The 21,895-nt window shown below is 70.5% G+C and carries 22 protein-coding genes; 10 read left to right on the forward strand and 12 right to left on the reverse strand.

Features of this window, described 5'->3' with window-relative positions; genetic code table 11:
• Nucleotides 1-45: 45 nt before the first annotated feature.
• Nucleotides 46-435: a MerR family DNA-binding transcriptional regulator gene (locus ACIRHA_RS06475; RefSeq protein ID WP_403840562.1), complete on the reverse strand. Its 390-nt coding sequence runs from the start codon at nucleotides 433-435 to the stop codon at nucleotides 46-48.
• Between the two features lie 75 nt (nucleotides 436-510).
• Between ACIRHA_RS06475 and ACIRHA_RS06480 the strand changes: the two genes are divergently transcribed.
• On the forward strand, nucleotides 511-1,239 hold the full coding sequence (locus ACIRHA_RS06480) for an SDR family oxidoreductase (RefSeq protein ID WP_403840565.1): 729 nt from the start codon (nucleotides 511-513) through the stop codon (nucleotides 1,237-1,239).
• Nucleotides 1,240-1,349: 110 nt separating this feature from the next.
• A complete protein-coding gene (locus ACIRHA_RS06485) occupies nucleotides 1,350-2,099 on the forward strand; it encodes a spermidine synthase (protein WP_403840567.1) in 750 nt (249 codons plus the stop codon).
• Between the two features lie 24 nt (nucleotides 2,100-2,123).
• Here the strand turns inward: ACIRHA_RS06485 and ACIRHA_RS06490 are convergent, their stop codons facing one another.
• The 3 genes from ACIRHA_RS06490 to ACIRHA_RS06500 form a co-directional block, all read right to left on the reverse strand.
• Nucleotides 2,124-3,590: an MFS transporter gene (locus ACIRHA_RS06490; RefSeq protein ID WP_403840570.1), complete on the reverse strand. Its 1,467-nt coding sequence runs from the start codon at nucleotides 3,588-3,590 to the stop codon at nucleotides 2,124-2,126.
• A 325-nt stretch (nucleotides 3,591-3,915) separates the two neighbouring features.
• Nucleotides 3,916-4,641: a chitinase gene (locus ACIRHA_RS06495; RefSeq protein ID WP_403840573.1), complete on the reverse strand. Its 726-nt coding sequence runs from the start codon at nucleotides 4,639-4,641 to the stop codon at nucleotides 3,916-3,918.
• Between the two features lie 134 nt (nucleotides 4,642-4,775).
• Nucleotides 4,776-5,294 (reverse strand): lytic polysaccharide monooxygenase auxiliary activity family 9 protein, encoded by a 519-nt coding sequence (locus tag ACIRHA_RS06500; protein ID WP_403842145.1) that lies wholly within the window; start codon nucleotides 5,292-5,294, stop codon nucleotides 4,776-4,778.
• A 294-nt stretch (nucleotides 5,295-5,588) separates the two neighbouring features.
• On the opposite strand from ACIRHA_RS06500, the gene ACIRHA_RS06505 reads away from it, so the two are divergent.
• Complete coding sequence (locus ACIRHA_RS06505; protein WP_403840576.1) at nucleotides 5,589-6,131, forward strand: VanZ family protein; 543 nt, start codon at nucleotides 5,589-5,591, stop codon at nucleotides 6,129-6,131.
• 95 nt (nucleotides 6,132-6,226) lie between these two features.
• Here the strand turns inward: ACIRHA_RS06505 and ACIRHA_RS06510 are convergent, their stop codons facing one another.
• The gene (locus ACIRHA_RS06510) at nucleotides 6,227-6,433 is read right to left on the reverse strand and encodes an EF-hand domain-containing protein (RefSeq protein WP_351330961.1); all 207 of its coding nucleotides are present in this window, start codon (nucleotides 6,431-6,433) and stop codon (nucleotides 6,227-6,229) included.
• Between the two features lie 213 nt (nucleotides 6,434-6,646).
• On the opposite strand from ACIRHA_RS06510, the gene ACIRHA_RS06515 reads away from it, so the two are divergent.
• From ACIRHA_RS06515 to ACIRHA_RS06525, 3 genes are read left to right on the forward strand one after another with little or no spacing between them, the layout of a single operon-like run.
• Entirely contained in the window at nucleotides 6,647-8,047 is a 1,401-nt protein-coding gene (locus tag ACIRHA_RS06515; RefSeq protein WP_403840578.1) for a spinster family MFS transporter, read from the forward strand.
• A gap of 17 nt (nucleotides 8,048-8,064) precedes the next feature.
• Nucleotides 8,065-9,177, forward strand: coding sequence for an NAD/NADP octopine/nopaline dehydrogenase family protein (locus tag ACIRHA_RS06520; protein ID WP_403840580.1), 1,113 nt, complete (start codon nucleotides 8,065-8,067; stop codon nucleotides 9,175-9,177).
• Nucleotides 9,174-10,169, forward strand: coding sequence for a 3-hydroxyacyl-CoA dehydrogenase NAD-binding domain-containing protein (locus ACIRHA_RS06525; RefSeq protein WP_403840582.1), 996 nt, complete (start codon nucleotides 9,174-9,176; stop codon nucleotides 10,167-10,169). The genes ACIRHA_RS06520 and ACIRHA_RS06525 overlap by 4 nt, the downstream gene beginning before the upstream one ends.
• 104 nt (nucleotides 10,170-10,273) lie before the next feature.
• On the opposite strand, the gene ACIRHA_RS06530 is transcribed toward ACIRHA_RS06525, so the two are convergent.
• Nucleotides 10,274-11,038 (reverse strand): GNAT family N-acetyltransferase, encoded by a 765-nt coding sequence (locus tag ACIRHA_RS06530; RefSeq protein WP_403842148.1) that lies wholly within the window; start codon nucleotides 11,036-11,038, stop codon nucleotides 10,274-10,276.
• A gap of 84 nt (nucleotides 11,039-11,122) precedes the next feature.
• Complete coding sequence (locus ACIRHA_RS06535) at nucleotides 11,123-12,637, reverse strand: MFS transporter (RefSeq protein ID WP_403840585.1); 1,515 nt, start codon at nucleotides 12,635-12,637, stop codon at nucleotides 11,123-11,125.
• A 174-nt stretch (nucleotides 12,638-12,811) separates the two neighbouring features.
• Here ACIRHA_RS06535 and ACIRHA_RS06540 point away from each other — a divergent pair, with 174 nt between their 5' ends.
• Nucleotides 12,812-13,270, forward strand: a complete 459-nt coding sequence (locus ACIRHA_RS06540) for an SRPBCC family protein (protein ID WP_403840588.1) — start codon at nucleotides 12,812-12,814, stop codon at nucleotides 13,268-13,270.
• Nucleotides 13,271-13,314: 44 nt separating this feature from the next.
• On the opposite strand, the gene ACIRHA_RS06545 is transcribed toward ACIRHA_RS06540, so the two are convergent.
• Complete coding sequence (locus ACIRHA_RS06545; RefSeq protein WP_403840591.1) at nucleotides 13,315-13,902, reverse strand: TetR/AcrR family transcriptional regulator; 588 nt, start codon at nucleotides 13,900-13,902, stop codon at nucleotides 13,315-13,317.
• Between the two features lie 87 nt (nucleotides 13,903-13,989).
• Here ACIRHA_RS06545 and ACIRHA_RS06550 point away from each other — a divergent pair, with 87 nt between their 5' ends.
• Entirely contained in the window at nucleotides 13,990-14,883 is an 894-nt protein-coding gene (locus ACIRHA_RS06550; protein ID WP_403840594.1) for an NADP-dependent oxidoreductase, read from the forward strand.
• A gap of 23 nt (nucleotides 14,884-14,906) precedes the next feature.
• Here ACIRHA_RS06550 and ACIRHA_RS06555 read toward each other — a convergent pair whose 3' ends face one another.
• From ACIRHA_RS06555 to ACIRHA_RS06565, 3 genes are all read right to left on the reverse strand, one after another.
• Nucleotides 14,907-15,584, reverse strand: coding sequence for an AIM24 family protein (locus tag ACIRHA_RS06555; RefSeq protein WP_403840597.1), 678 nt, complete (start codon nucleotides 15,582-15,584; stop codon nucleotides 14,907-14,909).
• 30 nt (nucleotides 15,585-15,614) lie between these two features.
• Nucleotides 15,615-16,289, reverse strand: a complete 675-nt coding sequence (locus ACIRHA_RS06560; RefSeq protein ID WP_403840600.1) for a hypothetical protein — start codon at nucleotides 16,287-16,289, stop codon at nucleotides 15,615-15,617.
• A gap of 66 nt (nucleotides 16,290-16,355) precedes the next feature.
• Nucleotides 16,356-17,564: a methyltransferase gene (locus ACIRHA_RS06565; protein ID WP_403840602.1), complete on the reverse strand. Its 1,209-nt coding sequence runs from the start codon at nucleotides 17,562-17,564 to the stop codon at nucleotides 16,356-16,358.
• 213 nt (nucleotides 17,565-17,777) lie between these two features.
• Between ACIRHA_RS06565 and ACIRHA_RS06570 the strand changes: the two genes are divergently transcribed.
• Nucleotides 17,778-17,984, forward strand: a complete 207-nt coding sequence (locus ACIRHA_RS06570) for a hypothetical protein (protein ID WP_403840605.1) — start codon at nucleotides 17,778-17,780, stop codon at nucleotides 17,982-17,984.
• A 78-nt stretch (nucleotides 17,985-18,062) separates the two neighbouring features.
• Here the strand turns inward: ACIRHA_RS06570 and ACIRHA_RS06575 are convergent, their stop codons facing one another.
• Complete coding sequence (locus ACIRHA_RS06575) at nucleotides 18,063-18,404, reverse strand: tetratricopeptide repeat protein (RefSeq protein ID WP_403840608.1); 342 nt, start codon at nucleotides 18,402-18,404, stop codon at nucleotides 18,063-18,065.
• Between the two features lie 224 nt (nucleotides 18,405-18,628).
• Here ACIRHA_RS06575 and ACIRHA_RS06580 point away from each other — a divergent pair, with 224 nt between their 5' ends.
• Nucleotides 18,629-21,850: an amidohydrolase family protein gene (locus ACIRHA_RS06580; protein ID WP_403840611.1), complete on the forward strand. Its 3,222-nt coding sequence runs from the start codon at nucleotides 18,629-18,631 to the stop codon at nucleotides 21,848-21,850.
• The last annotated feature ends 45 nt before the right edge of the window (nucleotides 21,851-21,895 follow it).

A 21,895-nucleotide genomic window follows, 5' to 3' on the forward strand; every position in this document is an offset into this window, starting at 1 on the left:
GTACTCCAGCCGTGGATCGCTGGTGCGACGTCCGGCCGATCGCGCCTACGGGTGCGTGTCCGAGATCGCGATGACCTCGTCGAGGCGGTCCAGGGCGGCCTGCAGGACGTCGGCCTTGGCCTGGATGCGGTCGCGCTCGGCGCGCAGCATGGCCCGCTGCTCGGCATCGGTGTGCCCGGAGTCCCAGCACGGGAGGAGTTCCGTGATCCTTCGGCTGGTCAGGCCGGCGGCGTACATCTGCTGGAAGAAGCGGACCAGGGGGATGGCGTCCTGCCGGTAGAGGCGCTGGCCGGAGGGGCTGCGCTCCGCGACGAGCAGTCCCTGCTGCTCGTAGTAGCGCACGGCGCGTACCGAGACGCCGGCACCTCGTGCCACCTCGCCGATGCGGATCAGCCGCTCGGTCGCTCGCTCGGTCGCGGCCTCTGTGACGGTCATAGTGATTCCTCTCACCCCGGCCCCGACGGTCGGCGCTTGCCTCTGACGTCAGCGTCAGGTTTTAGCGTACCGGGCATGGACATCAACAACTCAGTCGCCCTTGTCACCGGAGCCAACCGCGGCCTGGGCCGCGCCTTCGCCCAGCGCCTGCTCGAACGCGGCGCCCGTAAGGTCTACGCGACCGCTCGCCGGCCCGAGACCGTGGACCTGCCCGGGGTCGAGGTGCTGCCCCTCGACATCACCGATCCCGCGTCCGTGAGGGCCGCGGCCGAGGCCGCCACGGACGTCTCGCTGCTCGTCAACAACGCGGGGATCCAGACGGGCACCGACCTGGTGACCGGTTCGCTGGACGCGGTGCGGTACGAGCTGGAGACCAACGTGTTCGGCCACCTGGGAATGATCCGGGAGCTCGCGCCCGCGCTCGCCGGGAACGGCGGGGGCGCGATCGTCAACGTCCTCTCCGCCATGTCGTGGTTCGGCGGCGCGGGCGCCAATGCCTACCACCTGACCAAGGCCGCCGCCTGGGCCATGACCAACGGCGTCCGCCTGGAGCTCGCCGAGCAGGGCACGCTCGTGACGGCGGTGCACCTCGGCCTGGCCGACACCGACATGGCCGCGGGTTGGCCCGTGGCCAAGATCGCGCCGTCGGACCTGGCCGACGCGGCGCTCGACGGTGTGGAGGCGGGCTCCGCCGAGGTCCTCGCCGACCAGTGGAGCCGGGACGTCAAGTCCCGGCTGTCGCTGACGCCGGAAGAGTTCAACGCCGCGATGGACCGCGCCCTGGCGTCGCTGACGGCGGCCTGAGGAACCCTCCGGCCGACAGTGCATGGGTGAACCATGCGACAGGGGTACGTTCCTGGGGCGGCACCCCACATCCGCCGGCGGCAGCGCGCAACGACAGAGAAGGACCCAGGATGAGCGCACGTTTCGAGGAGATCGACTGGCGTCCTACGCCCATGGGCGAGATCAGCCTGCGACGGCGGCGGGACCCGGTGTCGGGCCAGGACGTCTACGAGGTGAAGCTCGGTGACGAGTATCTGATGTCAAGCCTCTTCACCATGGGGGAAGTCGAACTCACCCGCCTCGGCCTGGCCGAGGCGGGTGACGGGCCGCTCGATGTCGTCGTGGGCGGACTCGGCCTCGGGTACACGGCCCGTACGGCGCTGGACGATCCGCGGGTGCGCTCGCTGATCGTCGTCGACGCTCTCGCGGAGGTGATCGACTGGCACCGGCGAGGGCTCGTACCCCTGGGCGAGGCCATCGCATCGGACGCCCGGTGCCGGCTGGTGCGCGGGGACTTCTTCGCGATGGCGGCGGGGAGCACGGACGACGGCGCCGGTGCGGCGCCGCGCGGGCTGGACCCCGAGACCCCCGGTCGGCGCTTTCACGCGATCCTGCTGGATGTCGACCACTCGCCGCGGCACGTGCTGCACCCCAGCCATGCCGCGCTCTACCGCCGGGACGGTCTGACCGCACTGGCCGAACTGCTGCTGCCCGGTGGGGTGTTCGCGCTGTGGTCGAACGATCCGCCGGACGACGAGTTCGGCTCGGTGCTCGCGGAGGCGTTCGCGGAGACCTCCGCACACGTCGTCGAGTTCGACAATCCGCTCCAGGGCGGGGCCTCGACCAACACCGTCTACGTTGCTCGCAAAACGGTGGCGTGACGTGGCAGGAGGCAGCGGAGTCGGTCAGTGTGTCGAGGACTGTTCCTTGGCGTACCGGTACAGGTCCTGGGATGTGTCGATGAGTTCCTTCTGTTCCGCTGCCGAGCCGACCATCGGCTGGGAGCCGTTGAGGGGCAGCTGAGCGCTCTCCGGCAGGAACTTGACCGTGATCAGGCCGATGACACCGGCAGCCATCAGGTAGTAGGCGGGCATCAGCTTGTTGCCGGTCGCGTTGACCAGTGCCTCCGTCACCAGAGGGGTGGTGCCTCCGAACGCCGCCACGGCGAAGTTGAAGCCGATGCCCATCGCCCCGTACCGCACCGCGGTCGGGAACAGCGCGGGCAGCGTGGCGGCGCTCGGCGCGGCGAAACACGCGAGGAGCGTGGACAGGATCAGCACGCCGAAGATGGGTGGCCACGTGCCCTCCGCCTTGATGAGGAGGAAGGCCGGGATGGCGAGGAAGATCATGGCGATCGCCGCGCCCGCGTACAGGGGACGCCTGCCGATGTGGTCGCTGAGGCGCCCGAGGAAGGTGATGAGGATGACGATCCACACCATGCCGATGAGCACCAGGATGTCCGCCGAGCCGCTGGAGCGGTCGAGCGTTTCCGTCTGGTAGGTCGGTAGGTAGCCCGTGACCATGTAGTTCGTGACGTTGTAGAGCAGGACCAGGCCCATGCACACCAACAGGGGGCGCCAGTGTGCGCGGACGATGGTCTTGAACTCACTGCCGACCGAGTCCTGGGCGAGGTTCTTCTCGTGTTCGTCGAGCTGCTGCTGGAAGGCGGGGGACTCCTCCAGCTTCATCCGCATGTACAGGCCGATGATGCCCAGCGGCCCCGCGATCAGGAACGGCAGGCGCCAGCCCCAGGACAGCATCTGGTCGTCCGTGAGAGCCGCGTTCAACACGGTGACCAGCGCGGAACCCAGGGCGTACCCGACGAAGGTGCCGAAGTCGAGCCAACTGGAGAGGAAACCGCGCCGGCGGTCGGGCGAGTACTCGGCGACGAAGGTGGTGGCGCCGCCGTATTCGCCACCGGTCGAGAAGCCCTGCACCATTCGGGCGACCAGCAGAAGAATCGGAGCGGCCATGCCGATCGACGCGTAGCTCGGGATGAGGCCGATCGAGAACGTTCCGGCCGCCATCATGATCATGGTGGTGGCGAGCACCTTCTGCCGCCCGATGCGGTCACCGAGCGGGCCGAACACCAGGCCGCCGAGCGGTCGCACCACGAATGCGGCAGCAAATGTCGCGAAGGACGAGATCAGCTGGGCGCCGGGGGAGGCGCCGGGGAAGAACACCTTGCCGATGGTCGCGGCGAGATAGCTGTAGACGCCGAAGTCGAACCACTCCATGCAGTTGCCGAGCGCCGAGGCGCCGACAGCCCGCTTGAGCAGTGGTTTCTCGACGACCTGGACATCCTGCTTGCGGTAGGCCCGCTTGGTGCGCCGCAGCCGGCGGGCCAGTTCCTCCCGCACATGCTGGGGCATGCCCGCGACTGTCTCCGGCATACGCTTGCGGCCTCTGGCCGCCGGGCCGCCGGTCGGGCCGTCAGAAGGTGTGTGGGCCACGTGCCGATGCCGCCTCTCCCTGTCGTCCTCATCTCTTCTCGTCAGGGCCGAGTCTCCGCACATTGATCACTCGGCGCACTTCGGGACGGCTTCCCGGCAAGCGCTTCGGCACACCATTCCGTCGCGCGGTCCACGACGCGGCGAGGCAAGCGCGCCCGCGGCGGTGGTTCCGCCACGGGCACGCGACGCCGTCCCACCGACGGCGGTGTCTCCGGTTCGGCAGCTCAGATTCAGCAGCTCCGGTTCAGCAGCTCAGGTTCGCGCCCGGATCGACACCGAGTACCTGGCTGAACTTCTTGTAGTTGTCGATACGGCTCTGGACCTGTCCGGGGTTCGCCCCGTTGCATTCCAGGGTGCCGTTGATGCTGCGGATGGTCTCGCCGAATCCGGCTCCGCCGACCATGGCGTTGTGCGGGGTCATGGTGCCGGGGCCGGTCTGCGTGTTCCAGTACCAGAGGCCGGTCTTCCAGGCGACGGCCGCGTCGTTCTGTACGAGGTCGGGGTTGTGGAGCAGGTCGATGCCGAGCGCGTCGCCCGCGGACTTGTAGTTGAAGTTCCAGCTGAGCTGGATCGGGCCGCGTCCGTAGTACTTGTCGGTGCCCGCCGGGCAGCCGTACGGCTGTGAACTGTCGCAGTAGTGAGGGTAGTTGGCGGTGTTCTGCTCGACGACGTGGACCAGGCCGCCGGTTTCGTGGCTCACGTTGGCGAGGAAGGCCGCGGCCTCCTGCTTGCGCACGGTGTCGCTGCCCGTCCCGGTGAATCCCGGGTAGGCGCTGAGGGCGGCGGTCAGGCCCTCGTACGTGTAGAAGGAGTTCCGGCCAGGGAACATCTGGTCGAACTGGCTCTGGCTGACCACGAAGTCGGCCTGTGCGTCGACCTTTTCGGCGGACGCGGGGCCGGCCAGGGTCAGTGCTCCGAGGGTGGCGGCGGATGCGGTCGCGGTCAGCAGAGTGAGCATGCGGAAGCGCATGGCGAAGCACTCCGATCGAGGGAGAAGTGGTGGGGGGTGGAGGTGGTGGTGGGTGCGGCGCCGCGGACTGTGACGGTCCCGCGAGGGTCCGCCGTGGGGGAAGACCCGCGGCGCCGCCGTACCGAGGTGCTCGTTCAGCCGCCCACGTTCACGTCGATGCAGGCGTAGAAGGCGTTCGCCGTGTCGGCGATGTTCCAGACGGCCAGGACTTTTTGATGCCCTGTCAGGGAACCGAAGTCCACCTCGTGGGTGACCGTGGCGCCGGGCTTCGCGCCGTTGTCGTTGAACTCGGCGATCTCCTGGCCACCGGCGAAGTACTGCCAGGTGCTGGTGGCGTGCTGCGCCGTCAGCTTCCATTCGAAGGTGGCGTTGCGGGAGACCGGAGTGGCCTTCCAGCCCTTGGAGTCGTCGTCGAGCTCGGCGAACCGGCTGTTGCCGCCGCTGCAGCTCGTCAGCCCCTTGGGGCCCTCCACGCTCTGCGGTTCGTGGGTGATCTCACCGCAGGACACGGTGCCTGCCGCGCACTGCGCCTGCCGGCTGGGCGGGGTGGAGATGTAGCCGTGGGCGCTCGCCGAACCGGCGGGGAGGCTGACGGCGATGACCGGGGCCAGGGCCGCGCCGATGAGCGCGGCGGTCTTCCTTCTGGCGTTCATGTTCCTGGCGTTCATGCGTACTCCTTCACTTCAGGTCTTCCCAGGGCGTGCGTGAAGTGGGGGCGCACGCTCGGGTCGGCCTCTCGAGGGTGGGGCCAAGAGGCGCGAAGGGTGGGGGCAGGAGGGAGTTCACCCGGCGGGTGGCGCGGGTGAACTCCGAACTCCCTTGAGCTGAACGGCCGTTGCTTGGACTAGACCATACAAGTGGTCGTGAGCGTGTCAAGGCTGTGCGAGGTCTTCGCCGGGAACCAGGGCCCGCGTGTGCGGCGCCAACTTCGTGGTAACCGGCGGTACATGGAATTCGAATCCCGTACGCGGCGGTACTCGTGGGGCCGGCAACTGGTCCGCGCCTTGGCCATGGCGGTCGGCTTCGTCTGCATGGTCGCCTTCGCCGTCGCCCTGGCGAAGGCCACGCTCGTACCTTCACCCGGATCGGAAGCGCTGACGCACACCAACCTGCATCCGGGCAGTTCGATCCGCCTGTACTTCGACCAGCCCGTCTGGCGCGACACGATCAAGCAGGTCGGCGGGAACGTGCTCCTCGGGCTGCCGTTCGGAGTGCTGCTGCCGGTGCTCTTCCCGCGCACCCGGGGCTTCGTCCGGGTGGTGCTCATGACGGCGTTCGTGATGCTGGCCGTCGAGACCGCTCAGGGGCTGCTGGTCGCCGGCCGGGCGTTCGACATCGACGACGTGATCCTCAACGCGGCGGGCGCTTTCCTCGGGTACCTCGTCATCGGCCGCCGGCTCGGCAGGGCGCTGCACCCGCGCCGCAACCACTGGTGGCGCCCGCGTGCCCAGGCGGCCGGCGCCGGGCGAGCGGGGCCAGGAGCCCGCTGAGCCGCTTACGCGGCCGGCCGCGACACACCAGCCGTACACACCCGTGCCCCCGGGCCGGCTGGTCCGGGGGCACAAGTGGTGGCGCGGGTCAGGGGTCAGAGACCCATGGAGGCGCGGAACTCCTCGAAGGAGACCTGACGGTCACCGTCGGTGTCGATGGTGTCGATGAGGGCCTGCGCGGCCTCCGTGGTGACACCCGTGTCGCCGAGCTCCGCGACGACCTGCCGGTACTCTTCGGCAGTCAACTGTCCGTCCCCGTCGACGTCGTACCGGTCGAAGACCTTCTGCGCCGCGGCTGCCATGTCGACCACGTGTGCCCCATTTCCTTGCTGTTTCAAGACCGCCCCCACTCTAGGACCTCTGCGGATCGACTCTTGACCGCCCCACGGGATGCGGGAAATCCCCGACCCCGCACCGGGATTCCCGGGATGGCCGGGCAAGTTGGGCGTGGTTAGCCTCTGAACCTCTTGATCCGGTTCAACTCGTCGCACCTAGACCCGATGAGGCGCCGTCCCATGACCGAGCAGTCGCAGCTGTCCGAAATCGACTTCGAACCCGCACCTCGCATGTCCGAGCGGTACAAGAATTACATCGTCGGCATCTGTACGGCCGCCTACGTCCTGTCCTTCGTGGACCGTCAGGCCCTGTCGCTGATGATCGAGCCCATCAAGCGCGATCTCAGCCTCACGGACACCCAGTTCAGCCTCCTGAGCGGGCTCGCCTTCTCCGTCCTGTACTCGGTGATGGGGCTGCCCATCGCGGCGCTCGCCGACCGCCGTTCGCGCCCCGTGATCATCTCCATCGGCATTGCGCTGTGGAGCCTGGCCACCGCGCTCTCCGGGCTGAGCAAGGGGTTCGCCCACATGTTCCTGGCCCGGGTCGGGGTGGGCGTGGGCGAGGCGTCGCTGACCCCGTCCGCGTACTCGATGTTCGCCGACATGTTTCCAAAGAGCCGGCTGGGCCGGGCGGCCGGAATCTACTCGCTCGGCTCGTTCATCGGAGGCAGCGCCGCGTTCGTCATCGGCGGGTACGTCATCGGGCTGCTCAAGGACGTCGACCAGGTGACCCTGCCGCTCGTCGGCGACGTACGCGCCTGGCAGTTGACGTTCTTCATCATCGGGATGCCCGGACTGCTCGTCGCGCTCGTGTTCCTGCTGACGGTCCGCGACCCGGTGCGGAGCGGCCTCGCACGGGACTCCGCGGGGGCCGTGCGGAAGGTGGCCATGCGCGATGTGTTCACCTTCCTGCGCAGCCATGCCCGGACGTTCATCTGTCACTACGCCGGTTTCTCCTGCTACGCGATGGTGCTGCTCGGCCTGATGGCATGGGTACCGGCCTTCTACATGCGCGCGTTCGGACTGAGCGCGACCGAGGTCGGCTACGTGCTGGGCGGTGTCGTCCTGCTGGCCAACGGTTCAGGAGTGCTCTTCGGCGGATGGCTGGTCGACCGGCTCACCAAGCTCGGTCACCCGGACGGTGCGATGCGCGCCGGTGTCATCGGCGCGATCGGCATGCTCGTCCCGGTCATCGTCTTCCCGCACGTCAGACCCCTGTGGCTGTCGCTGGCACTGCTCGCGGTCACGATGTTCTTCGCCTCGTTCCCGATGCCCGCGTCCACCGCCGCGATGCAGGTGCTCAGCCCGAACCAGATGCGCGCCCAGGTGTCCGCGGTCTTCCTGCTCATCTCGAACCTGTCCGCCGTGGGCCTCGGCACGACGCTCGTCGCGCTGGTCACCGACGAACTGCTCGGATCGAGTCGGCGCATCGGCACATCCTTGTCTCTCGTGTACGGCGTCGCGTCGGTCGGCAGCATCGTGCTGCTGTGGCGCGGCTGCGCACACTTCCGCCGCAGCCTCGCCCGTGAGGAGCGGCTCGCCGCCCGGACACCGGATTCCACGCTTCGTACGCTCAACTGAAGGGAACGGAAGCACACATGGACATCACCATCCTCGGCGGCGGGCACGGATGCTTCGCCGCGGCGGCGGAACTCGCGGAGAACGGGCACACCGTGTGCTGGTGGCGGCGGGACACCAAGGCACTGGACGCCTTGCGCGAACTCGGCGCCCTCGGCGTCCGCGACCACCGCGGCAGCAGGAACGTACCGGTGAGCGACACGGCCGGCGCCGGGGCCATCCGTCCGGTCGCGGACCTCGCGGAGGCCGTACGCGGCGCGCGACTCGTCGTCGTACCGCTGCCGGCCACCGTGCACGAGGACCTGGCGGCCCGGGTGGCACCGCTGCTCCGGGACGGGCAGGTGGTGTTCCTGCCGCCGGGCACGTTCGGAACGGTGGTCTTCGCGAAGGCAATGGCCGAGGCGGGCAACACGGCGGACGTCGCGTTCGCCGAGACCGGCACGCTGCCCTATCTGGCGCGTACGCACGGACCGTCCGATGTGGTCGTGAGCGGGTACGCGACGCGGCTGCCCACCGGCGTCCTCCCCGCTCGCTCGTCCGACGCCGCGTTCCGCGTGCTGCGGGAGGCCTATCCGTCCGTCGAGCCGGTCGAGGACAGCCTCAGCGGCGCGCTCATGAACGCAGGGCCTGTGATCCATCCCCCGCTCATCCTCATGAACGCCGGTCCGCTGGAGCACAGTTCGTCCTGGGACATCCACAACGAGGGGACCCAGCCGGCCATCCGCCGGGTGACCGACGCCCTGGACGCCGAACGGATCGCGGTCCGCGAGGCGCTCGGCTACGCGCCCCCGCACTTCCCGCTCGCCGACCACTACGCGGCGGACGGCGACGAGTGGATGTACGGCCGCGCGGCCCACGAACGTCTCACGGACAGCGGCGACTGGCGGGAGCGGATCGACCTGCTCGGCCACCGCTACATGCTGGAGGACACCCGCCTCGGCCTGTCGTTCCTCGTGTCGGTGGGGCGATGGGCCGACGTCCCCACCCCCGTCGCGCAGGGCCTGTTGAGCGTCGCGTCCGCCGTCACCGGCAGGGACCTGTACGCCGACGGCCGCACGCTGGAGTCCCTCGGCCTGGACCGGCTCTCCCGTCCCGAACTGACCAAGCTGCTTCACGAAGGGGTGCCGGCATGACGGACACGGAGCAACGCATCGACGTGGTGGTGGTCGGGGCCGGGCGCATGGGGCAGGGCATCGCGCGCGCCGTCCTGGCCGCGGGTCTCGATGTCACTCTCGCGGACGTCAAGGAGACGGACGAGGACCGGACGCGCTACCGGAAGGCGGCCGGGCAACAGGTGCGGGAGCACCTGCGGTCCGGGGTCGGCTCCGGGCGGCCGGCGACACTCAACGTGTGCGACCGTGAAGCGGCACAGGCCCGACTCGCCGACGCGGACGTCGTGTTCGAGGCCGTCCCCGAGGTCATCGAGGTCAAGCGGGACATCATGTCGTGGGTCGACGCACATGTGTCGGGCGACGCACTCATCGCCTCGACGACCTCGACCTTCCTCGTCACCGAGATCGCCGACCTGGTCGGCGACGCGAGCCGCGTCCTGAACGCGCACTGGCTGAACCCCGCCGACCTCATGCCCCTCGTCGAGGTCAGCCGCAGCGACCGTACCGACCCCGCGCAGGTGGAGCGGATGACCGCACTGCTGCGCCGGATCGGGAAGATCCCCGTCGTCTGCGGTCCCGCGGCCGGCTACATCGTCCCCCGGCTCCAGGCCCTCGTCATGAACGAGGCCGCCCGCATGGTCGAGGAGGGTGTCGCGACCGCGACCGACATCGACCTGGCGGTCCGCGCGGGCCTCGGAACGCGCTTCTCCGTGCTGGGCCCGCTCGAGTTCATCGACTGGGGCGGCGGAGACATCCTGTACTACGCCTCCCGGTACCTGACCGCCCGGCTCGGCGACCGGTTCCGCGCGCCGGCCGTGGTCGAGGAGAACATGACGAGCCGTCGCCGCGGCCTCCAGGACCACGACGGTTTCTACGTGTACGAGCCGGAGAGCATCGCCGCGTACCAGGCGGGCCGCATGCGGGAGTTCGAGGAGCTGCTGAGGCTGCGCGGGCCCGAACTCCGCGCGGCGTCCCCGCTGTCGGAGCGACCGGAGCGACCGGAGCGACCGTAGCCGCCGGAGCGGTCAGCGCATCCTGTCCCGCGTCGATCGGTCAACCACTCTGTGAACCCCTGGAGTTGACAGCCAGAGCATGTCGCCCGCCGGTCGGCGCCAGTTCAAGCGGTGACGGCGTGTTCGGTGAACTGGCCGCAGGAGCGGAACCCCAGACGCCGGTAGACGGGCTCGCCGTCGTCGGACGCTTGCAGGACCGCGACGCGGTGGTTCCTTTCGCGCGCCGTGTGGAGCGCGGCGAGGGTGATGGCGCCGCCGTAGCCGCGCCGGCGGTGGGCCGACAGGGTGCTGATGTTGTAGATCCCGGCGACCCCCGCGTGCTGGAACACCTCGGCCGAGCAGACCGGACGGCCGTCCACGTAGCCGAGCAGGTAGTGGGCCGGGCAGCGCGGGTCGAGGGCTCTCGGAGCGGCTCGGGCGAAGAAGCGGCGGACCGTGTCTGCGGGCGGGGTCCAGTTCGCGGCGAGCACCGCGGCGTAGTCGGCGAGCTGTTCCGGCGTGGCCACCGCCTGGATGTCCAGGCCTGGGGCGGCGGGCGATGGCAGGGTGTCGTCCAGTTCGGCCCACATCGCCGTCTCGCGTTCGGCGGCGGGCAGGCCGGCCGCCGTCAGCCGGGCGCTGAGGTCGGGTGGCGTCGAGGCGGGCCCGACCCACCAGGAGAACGGGCGCCCGGTGGGAGCCAGCGCCCGTAGCGTCTCGCCGATACGCGCCGTCGCGGTGCTGTCGGTGAAGCGGGCGGCGGCAACGATGTTGAAGGTGTCGTCGTCCAGGCCGCTGTCGGAGACAAGGAGGTCGGCAGTCTCAGTGACGCTCGCGCCGCCCATGGTGCGATGCAGGTGGCAGGCGTGCTCCGCCAGGTTCCGCTCCATGCTGTCCGCCAGGTCCGGGTCGCTGAGGGAGTCGTCGTTCACGATGACTGATCCGAACACTGACCGGCGGCTCCGTGAAGTCCCTCAGCGTTGCTCATTGCCCGGCTCCAACGCCGGTGCGGAGACGCCGAGATGGGACCGGCACTGCGGGCGGGGCGCGTCCTCCAGGCGCGGGCGTACCGCGCGTGGCCGGATGAACAGGGCGGCCGTGGCGGCGCCCAGCACGAACAGCACGGCGCAGCCGGCCGCCGCCCGGTGGAACGACGTGTCCACGGCCTCGGGCCGCGTATAGGCATCGCCCGACAGGCCGACGGCCAGTGGCAGCGCGGCGACCACCAGCAGCTGCGCGACCCGCGCCGCCGTGTTGTTGACGCCGCTGGCGAGTCCGGCGTGCTCCGGTTCGACCGACGCGAGGACCGTCGTCGTCAGCGGCGCCACGAAGAGGCTCATGCCGAGCCCGAGAACGGCGACCGCGGGCAGCACATCGGCCGCGTACGGCGACCCCGGACCGATCCGCAGCATCAGCAGCACCCCGGCCGCGGCGATGACGGGCCCCACGACCAGCGGCGGCGTCGGGCCCACCCGGCGTGCCAGATCGCCGGCCCTCGGCGACAGCAACAGCATCAGCGCGGTCACCGGCAAGGTGGCCACCCCGGCCTCCAACGCGTCGTATCCCAGGGCGACTTGAAGCTGGACGGGCAGCATGAACAGGATGCCGCCGATCCCCGCGTAGAGGCACAGTGTCATCGCGTTCGCGGCGCTGAACAGCCGCGAGCGGAACAGTGACGGCGGCAGCATCGGCGCTGCCCGCCGCCGCTCCACGGCCACGAAGGCGACACCGGCGAGGACGCCGACGAGCGCGGCGAGGCCGGTCGTCACGGAGAACGCGCCGCCCGACGACCCGATCAGCGCGAAGCTCACCCCGGCCAGACACACCGCCGCGAGCACGGCGCCGACCTGGTCGAACGGGGCGTCCGCGGCCGCGGCGTCCCGGCTCTCCGGCACGTAACGCACCGCGATGACCAGCACGACGACGGCGATCGGCACATTGATGAGGAAGATCCACCGCCACCCGGGCCCATCGATCAGCCATCCACCGAGAAACGGCCCGAGTGCCCCTGCCACACCGGTCAGCCCCGACCAAGCGCCCACCGCCCGCGCCTGGTCGTCGGGATGGAACACCGACCGCACCAACGCCAGCGACCCGGGCGTCAGCAGCGCCCCGCCGACGCCTTGCAGCGCCCGCGCCGCGATCAACGTGCCCTCGTTCGGCGCGAGTCCGCACGCCGCGGAGGCGACCGCGAACCAGGCAACGCCCAGGACGAGCGCCCGCCGGCGCCCGATCCGGTCGCCCATCGCGCCGCCCCACAGGAGTAGCGCGGACAGCGTCAGCATGTAGGCATTGACGACCCACTGCAGCGCGGAGAGCGAGGCGCCGAGGTCCCGCCCCATGGTCGGGAGGGCGACATTGACGACCGTCCCGTCGAGCATGGCCATGCCGGACGCCAGCACCACACACGCGAGGATCCACCGCCCGCGCGCCGACGAGAGCCGGACTCCGGGGGCGGCGTCGGGAGTGGGTCCGGCCGTCGCAGTCATCGGGCACATTCTGGCGGAGCCCCGGTGTGTACGCGACCGTCGGTGCCGGATCGGGGGTGGCCGGCCTGCTCAGGCGCGGCGACGAAGCCGCTGTTAGTTTTGTCCTGAAATGCGGTATCCGTGTGCGTTGCTGTATACCGCTGGGACCGTGGAAACAGGAGGGTGACGGAACCCATGGCGAGGACCCGTCGACTGATCCTGAGCTCACCCTCCGAGGTCTGGGCGCTGCTCTCGGACGGCTACCGCTACGGGGAGTGGGTGACGGGAACCCGGCAGGTGCTGGACGTCGACCCCGCCTGGCCGGCCGTGGGCTCCGCCTTGAAGGTGCGCGTCGGCCTCGGCCCGCTGACCCTCGACGACACCAGCACGGTCCGGATCTGTGAGCCGGAGCAGCGACTCGAACTCGAGGCGAAGGCGGACCCGTTCGGGGCCGCCCGCATCGCGATGAACCTCGTCCCGTGGGCCGAGCACACCCTTTTCGTCCTCGACTGGCACCCGCTCAGGGGTCCGGGGACGCGGATGCACGGGCTTCCGGTGGACTACCTGGTCGCGGTCCGCAACGGCATGATGCTGACGAAGCTGGCGCGGATCGCGGTCGAGGAACACGCGAACGCACCGCGCGCCGCCTTCTAGACGGCGGCTCGCGGGCGGCTTTGGGCTGGGGGTTCTGGCCCGGCTCAGGTCGCGACGGGGCGGCAGGCCGCCCACGCGGCGTCGATCATCCGGAAGGTCTCGTCGAGCGCGGAGTCCGGATCGGCCGCCTCGCGGGCCAGCGCGAACGCGTCGATCACGAATCTCGCGATCGTCCGGCAGGCCGTGGTGCTGTACGGCAGTTCGGGGTCGTCGGCGATGGCCGCGGCGATCGACTCCGCGTGCCGCAGCCGCATCGACTCCTCGTACTTCCGCAGGGCCGGCGACGACTCGATCATCTGCCAGATCGGTGCGGCGCTGTCCGCTGTGCAGTGCCGGACCAGGGCCTCGATCTCGTGACGCAGGGCGGGGACGAGCGGCTCGTGCGGTGCCCGGTCGGTGACCGCCCGTGTCAGGCGCTGCTCGAAGTCCTGGTCCTGCTCGAACACCAGGGCCTCTTTCGAGGCGAAGTGGGAGAAGACCGTGGTGACGGCCACGTCGGCCTCGGCGGCCACGTCGCGGATGCCCACCGCGTCGTACCCGCGATCCAGGAAGAGCCGCAGGGCGGTCTCGGCGATGTTCTGGCGGGTCGCGGCCTTCTTGCGCTCGCGACGTCCGGACTGCGGCTCGGTCATGCCCGCACGCTAGCAGATGCGAAAGACGTACAACTTCAAAAACCTATCCGTCATGAAAGACTAACGGTTAGTGCTACGGTCGGCGGCATGAGAAAAGTGAGCTTCGCCGAGTTCGGCGGCCCGGATGTGCTGCGTCTGATCGATGCCGAGGAGCCCCACGCGGGGCCGGGCCGGATACGTATCGCCGTGCGTGCGGCCGGTGTGAACCCTGTCGACTGGAGGATCCGCGAGGGCCAGGTCCTGGGGGCCCACCCCATCGAACTGCCCTCCGGGGTCGGGCAGGACGCCGCGGGGGTGGTGGACGAGGTCGGCGAGGGCGTCGAAGGGGTCGAGGTCGGGGACCGCGTGTTCGGCGAAGGCGTCGACACCTACGCCGAGTTCGCGGTGCTCACGGCCTGGGCCCGGATGCCCGAGGGGCTGACGTTCGAAGAGGCCGCGGGCTACCCCTCCGTGGTGGAGACCGCGCTGCGCCTCATCCGTGAGGTCGGTGTCCGGCCGGGGCAGACGCTGCTCGTCAGCGGCGCGTCCGGGGGAGTGGGGTCGGCGGTGTCGCAGATCGCCCGCGACCGCGACATCAAGGTGATCGGTACGGCCGGGGCCGCGAACCAGGACTACCTGCGTGGCCTGGGCGCCCACGCCACCACGTACGGAGAGGGCTGGGTGGAGCGGGTGCGCGAGCTCGGCCGGGTCGACGCGGCGCTCGACCTGGCCGGCTCGGGGGTGATCCGCGAACTCGTCGAGCTGACCGGGGACCCGCAGAAGGTGATCTCCATCGCCGACCTCGGTGCGCCCGAGTTCGGAGTCCGGTTCTCCGGCGCGGCCGGGAGCGTGCCGGAAGCCCTCGCCGAGGCGGTGGCCCTCATCTCGCGCGGGAAGCTGCACATCCCGGTCGAGAAGTCGTACGCGCTGGCCGAGGCCGCCACGGCCCACGCCGACAGCCGTGCCGGGCACGCGCGCGGACGCCGGGTCCTGGTCGTCTGAGCTGGTTCTTGTCCGATGCCGTCCTAGTGCTGCTGCGGCTTCTGCGGGGTCGCCTCGCTGGGGCGGACGACCACGAACCCCTCGCCCTCCAGCATGAGTTGAACCGCTTCACCGGAGCCGCCGCGGATCATCGAGCCGAGTGACTGCGAACGGTGCAGTGACGTACGCAGGCCCGCGGTCCACCCGACGACCGCGTCCGTGTCCACGTACACGGGCTGCTGCGGCGACACCGGGAGCACCAGCGGATTGCCCTCACAGACGAGTCCGAGCCGGCCGTGCCCGGTGAAGACGCTGTTGAACAGCCCGCCGCCGCTGATCCCGGCGCCCTTCACCGTCTTGATGTCGTACGTCAGCGTGGGGTCGAAACAGAGCACGTTGCGGCCATTGACGGTGAACACGTCGCCGGGCTCGATGTCCACGACGAACACGTTCTGCGCCTCTTGCGCGAACCACGCCTCGCCCTGCCCACGCACCTTCATCACGGGAAGCCCCTCCCCGGTGACAGCGCGCTTCAGCATGCCGCCGACGCCTTGCCCCTTCCGCTCGAACGTCAAATTCCCCCGGTACGCGACCATCGCCCCCTGCCGGGCCATCATCTCGCCGTCGATCACATACCGGATCGACTTGGCGTTCTGAACGGTCATGCCCGGCGCGACGGCGGGCTGCACCATGTACTCACTCGCGAAAAGATCACTCTTCATCCGGGCATCGTGACCCGGAGCGCTTCGTTCCTACAAGGCTTGGGGCGCCGGGCGTTCGGGGTGATCGGGGCGGGCCGGGCGGACGATCACCTCGCTTCCGAGCGGAGTGAAGCCGCAAGCCAAGAAGGCCCGGAGGGAGCGCGCGTTGCCAGGGGACACCGCGGCGAAGACCGCTTCGCCCTCGTGGACCAGGGAGAGGGCGTCGGTGAGGAGGGCGCGGCCGTGTCCTCGGCTGCCGTCGCGGGATGCGTGGAGTTCGATGCTCAGCTCGCGTCGTCCCGCGAGGCCGTCGGCGAGGGTGACGAGGCCGCGCTCGTCGCCGTGGACCTCGACATGTGTCCGCAGCTCGCGGGCGTGGCGCACCCGTGGGTGGTCGGTCACCTCGTGTGTCAGATCCGCCAGGCGCGGGGTCCCTCCGGTGCCGCGCGCGGCGAGGATCGCGTCGGTGCAGCCGATCCATCCCGCGGGTCCGGCGAGGCGGCGCAGGAAGTCGGGGGCCAGGGAGGCGCCGAAGCCGTCGGGGGCGTGGGCTCGTACATCGGCGGTGGGCAGGGCCGTGGCGATGACCGCGTGTCCGGTGAAGGCGACGGAGCATTCCAGGCCACTGGAGAGTGGCGGCAGCACCGTCACGCCGCCGTCGCAGGGCGGGAACCGGGCGTCGGACGCGCGGGTGAAGTACGCCAGGAGCGGGTGCGGTTCAGTCATGGGACCGCATTGTGCAGTGTTCTTGCCGGTGGCGGTATCGGACGGGCGGGCCTGGGCCACGGATGCCTACCGGCGGCCGCGGGGCTCGCGTTTGACCGCCTTGAGGATGACGAACTTCGCGTTGCTGGCGACCAGTTGGCTGTTGCCGAAGAGGCGGCGAAGTTTTACGTGGTAGCCGAGGTGGCGGTTGCCGACCACCCACAGTTCGCCGCCGGGGCGGAGGGCCGCGCGGGCCTGGGTGAACATGCGGTGGGCTGTCGCGTCCGTGGTGGCCTGGTGGGTGTGGAACGGGGGGTTGTTGAGGATCAGGTCCGCGGAGGCGGGAGGTGTGTCGGCGAGGCCGTCGGCGACGCGGAAGTCGGCTTTGCCGGGGCGGTCGCCGACGTTCTCGGAGTATGTGGCCTGCGCCGAAGCCACTGCCTGGTGGGACTCGTCCGTGAAGAGGACGTCCGCGTTCGGGTGGGTGAGGGCGGCGCTCGTGCCCACCACTCCGTTGCCGCAGCCCAGGTCCACGATCGTGCGCGCGTCCGTGCCCTGCGGGAGGTGCTGGAGGAGGAAGCGCGTGCCGATGTCGAGGTGCTCCGCGCAGAACACGCCCGCGTGGTTGACGACCGGACGGGACGACAACGGTCCGATGTCGGCCGGGAGTTGATAGGTGTGCGGCCACGGATTCGGAGCCGGCGTGAGGGACGGGTCCGGCTCGGTGAAGATGAGGCGGGCCTTCTTCTCCGCCAGCGACGTCCGCGTCGGGCCGATGATCCGCTCGAACAGATTCAGCGTCGAGGTGTGGATCTCCTTCACCATGCCGGTGCCGATCACCACCGTGTTCGCGTGCACGGCGGGGCGCAGCCGGTGCAGCTGGTCCTCGAGCAGGGCGAGGCTCTTCGGGACGCGGACCAGGAGGACGTCGATGCTCTGGGGCCGGGTGTCCTGCGTGGTGAGAAGACGGGCGGCGCCCGTGTGCTCGTTCCGCGCCAGGTTCGCGTACGTCGCCTGCTGGCCGAGGTACGAGTCCGAGATCAGGGTCGGCGTGCAGCCAGGGTCCCCCGCGAGTGCCGTGGCCAGGGCGCCCCAACGGTCGCCCACCACCGTCACCGCCCCGGTCAGATCCGTCTCCGTCTCGGCGAGGTGCCGCAGCAGATACGTGTCCGCGGCGTCCCACGCGCGCAACAAGTCGCGGGGGTTCTCCGGGAAACGGCCGAGGCCGACGTCTCCCCAGGGAGTGGTCAGTCGGGGGTCCGGCGCGGGCTGGGCGGTCTGATCTGTGCGGTTCATCGTCCAGTAAGGCTAGCCGAGTCACAGGCCAGGGGGGTGCGGCCGGGCCTCGTAATGGCTTGTGGGGCTCGCTCGCACGCACGCGCAAGCTTTTGTCAGTCGACCTTCGCACCTTGTGGGGCGCAGGGTCGATACTTTCGGACGACAAGTCCGCCGTCCCCGTATACCGATGACCGATAACGGCCCCGAGCAGGGATTCCTACGGTTCAGGGCATGAAGGGCATCCTCGGTTTCATCAGCTTCACGCTCATCCTCGGCGGAGTGCAGGGCATCGTCCACGAAGCCTTCGGCACGTGGATCCCGCTCATGGGCTTCATGAGGCACGTGTACGTCGACGGCTACGAGATCTACATCAGCATCGCGCTGATCGTCCTGGGCGTCGCGGTGGGCACCGCCGCCGGGAAGGTGCCGCAGGAGTAGGGGGTCTGAAGCATTCGACGTCAGCGGGTCCTGCCCAGAGGGCAGGACCCGCGTGTGCTGTGCCGGCGTACGGCGCGACTAGTCGAACTCGCCCGCGAGGGCCGACGCCATCCGCAGGTGCGGTCCCGCCTCGGCGTCCCGGCCCTGGCGCTCCAGCGTGCGGCCGAGCATCAGGCGGGCGTAGTGCTCCACCGGGTCGCGCTCCACGATGGTGCGCAACTCGCTCTCGGCGCGGCCGAGTTGAGCCGAGTGGTAGTACGAACGGGCCAGGAGGAGGCGGGGGCCGGTCTGCTCGGGAACCTCCTCGACGAGACCGTCGAGGATCCGGGCGGCGTTCGCGTACTCCTTCGCGTCGAAGAACATCTGGGCACGGTCCCAGCGCTCCGCGGCCGTCCCGTGCGTGTAGTACTTCTGCTCCACTGTTTCCTCCTTGCTCGACGCCTTCAACGGAGGTACGGGGTGGGGTATTCCCCGGCTTCCGTGTGTCCGTCGACCGGTTCGCGGCGTCGGCCATGTTGACTCACTGCGGGTGACACGTATGTTGCTGTGCGTCCCTTCTCCGACTCGCGCACAGCTCGGTCCCGCAAGGCCCACGGGCCACTCGGCCCCGTGGGTCCACACGCCCTCCGTGCAATGGGAGTCTCATGGACACCACCCGCGACACCACCCCCGTCTCCTCCGGTCCCTCCTTCACCCGCCGCCGCTTCCTGCAGACCACCACCGCGACGGCCGGCGCCGTCGCCGCGGGCGCAGGCGCACTTCTCGAGCCGGCGACGGCTGCCTCCGCCGCGGCTGCCGCCCCCGCGTCCCTCTCCTTCACCGCCGCCACCAACGGCGCCGCCACCCTCGCCCCGTCCGGCGACCGCTTCGTCGCCGAGATCCAGAACATCCTGTGGTCGATCCCGCGCGAGGGCGGCACCGCGAGACCGCTCACCACCCCCGAACTAGAGCCCACCCGCCCCCAGTTCGCCCCCGACGGGAAGCGGCTCGTCGTCTGCGGCTACCAGGGCGGCGGCTTCCACCTGTGGCTCCTGGACGCAGACGGCGGCACCCCGGAGCAGCTCACCGACGGGCCCTGGGACGACCGCGGCCCGGCCTGGTCCCCGGACGGCCGCCGCATCGCCTTCGCCTCCGAGCGCGGCGGCGACCCCGAGCACGCCGCCCCGTACCGCATCTGGACCATCGACGTACGCGACGGAACTCTCACCCGCCTCACCGGCGCTCCCGGTCAGGAAGGCCCCGGGCAGGGCGGCGCCTGGGAGGACTTCGACCCGACGTGGTCCGCCGACGGCACCCGCGTGCTCTTCGTACGAGCAGTGGTCACCGCCGCCGGAACCCTCCAGGCGTCCACCCTCGCCTCGGTCGCCGCCGACGGCGCCGGAGCCGTCACCACCGAACACGCCGACGACTCCGGCGCCCAGGTCATGACCCCCGCCGTCGCCCCGCGCGCGAAGGGGCCACTGGCCTACCTGCGGACCACCGCCGCCATCAATGGAACCGCCACCTGCAGCCTCGTCGTCGATGGGAAACCGGTCGACGTGCCCGGCGACGTCGCCCCCGTGCCGCCACGCTGGACCGGACCCGACACCCTGCTCCTCACCGTCGACGGCCGCTTCCGCCTCGTGCGCCCCGCCGCCCCGAGCGAGGGCGAGCGGGTCGCGTTCACCGCGAAGCTCCCGGTCGACCGCCCGCGCTACCGCGTCAAGCGGTACGACTTCGAGGGCGGGGGAGTCCGGCAGGTCCGCTCCCCGCACCTGCCGGCCCTGTCGCCCGACGGCGAGCAGGTGGCCTTCGCCGCCATCAACTCCCTCTGGATCGGCGCCACTTCGGGTGGCCGTGCCCCGCGCAAGGTCGTCCAGGCCCCGCAGACCCGCTACGTACTCGCCCCGACCTGGACGCCCGACGGCAAGGCGCTGGTCTACGCCGACGACCGGGCGGGCCTGTTCTCCGTACGCCGTCATGATCTGGAGAGCGGCAAGGAGACCGTGCTCGCCGAGGGCGGGCGCGTGTTCCCCGCGCTCTCGCCCGACGGGCAGCGCCTGGCGTGCATCGACATGTCCGGCAACCTTGTTCTGCGTGACCTCGGCGCGGGCACCGAACGCGTCCTCGCCGCACCGATGGGCAGCGGCGGACTGCCGGGCAGACCCTGTTGGTCGCCCGACGGGAGATACGTGGCGCTGTGCGACCGAGGCCGCCTCAACCAGCGCTTCCGCGAGGGCTACAACCTCATCCGCGTCGTCGACACCAAGAGCGGGAAGGCCGTCGTCCACCAGGTCGCCCCGCATGTCTCGATCGCCGACCGCTACGACTCCGGGCCCGCCTGGTCGCCCGACGGCCGCACCATGGCCGTGGTCGTGGAGTCCGCGCTGTGGTTGCTGCCCGTACGCGCCGACGGCACCCCGGACGGCGAACCCCGCCAGGTCACGGACGAGGCCGCCGACCACCCGAGCTGGTCCGCCGACAGCCGGCGGATCCTCTACCTGAGCGCGGGCCGACTCCGCCTCCTCGACGTGGCGAAGGGCACCGCCCGCACGGTCAGGATCCCGCTCGACCACCGCCGCCCCCGCCCCGCCGACACCGTCGTGCACGCGGGCCGGTTCTGGGACGGCACCGGATCCGAGGTCCGCGACGACGTCGACCTCACCATCGAGGGCGGCCGCATCGCCGCCGTCACCCCGCACCGCGCCGGCAACCGGACGTCCGTCAAGCGCATCGACGCCTCCGACAGGACCGTGATCCCGGGCCTCTTCGATGCCCACACCCACCCCTGGCAGTCCACCTACGGCGGCCGCCAGACCGCGCTCCAACTCGCCTACGGCATCACCACCGCGGTCTCCCTCGGCGGCTTCGCCTACGAGCAGGCGCGTATCCGCGAGGCCGTGTACGCGGGGGCGCTCGCGGGGCCGAGGCTCCTCGCCACCGGCGAACTGCTCGACGGGCCGCGCGTCGCCTACAGCATGGGCCGCGCCCACCGCACCCGCGCGGGCCTGCGCCGCTCGCTCGACCGGGCCGCCGCGCTCGACTGGGACTTCGTCAAGACCTATGTGCGGGCACCGGGTTGGCTGATGAAGGAGGCCGCATCCTTCGCCCACGAGCGGCTCGGTGTGCGCAGCGGCAGCCACCTGTGCACACCGGGGATCCAGCTCGGCCAGGACCTGACGACCCATCTCCAGGCCACGCAGCGCCTGGAGTTCGGGCACGCGACGACGGCTACCGGGCACGCCGGCCAGGACGTCGAGGAGATCTATTCGAGGACCGGCGACTTCCATCTCATCGCCACCCCGTTCACCGCGCAGCCGCTGATCGGCGCCGATCCGGCGCTCGCGGACGACCTGCGCGTCACGCGGCTCATGCCGCCGTGGGACACCGCCGCCGTGGAGAAGCTGGCCGAGGCCGCGCCCACCGGGGCCCAACTCGCCACTCTGGACCGGGAGATCGCGGTCTACCGTCGTGTTCTCGCGGCGGGCGGGAACATCGCGCTCGGCACCGACCAGCCGCTCGTCCCCGTCGGCCTGCACCTCCACCTCGCGCTGCGCGCCCTGCACCGCGGCGGACTGTCCCCGGCCCAGGCCCTGCACACCGCGACGCTGATGCCCGCCCGGGTCTTCGGGGCGGACGCGGACCTGGGCACCCTGGAGGAGGGCAAGCTCGCCGACCTCGCGATCGTCGACGGCGACCCGTTCACCGACTTCGATGACCTGATCCGCACGACGGCGGTGCTGCGCGGCGGCGTCCCCTTCCAGCAGGCCGACCTGGTCGGCTCCTTCGAACCGGTGGCCGCCGGAACACTGAGGGCCACCGGTGACGACTGGCTGGAAGTGGGCCGCCTCATGCGCCGCGAGGGCTGCTGCGACGCGGGGATCTAAGCGGGTCGGGGGATGTGCCTCTATTTCCCCCGACCCGCTTAGACG

The organism is Streptomyces sp. NPDC102360 (assembly GCF_044766085.1).
Lineage (GTDB): Bacteria > Actinomycetota > Actinomycetes > Streptomycetales > Streptomycetaceae > Streptomyces.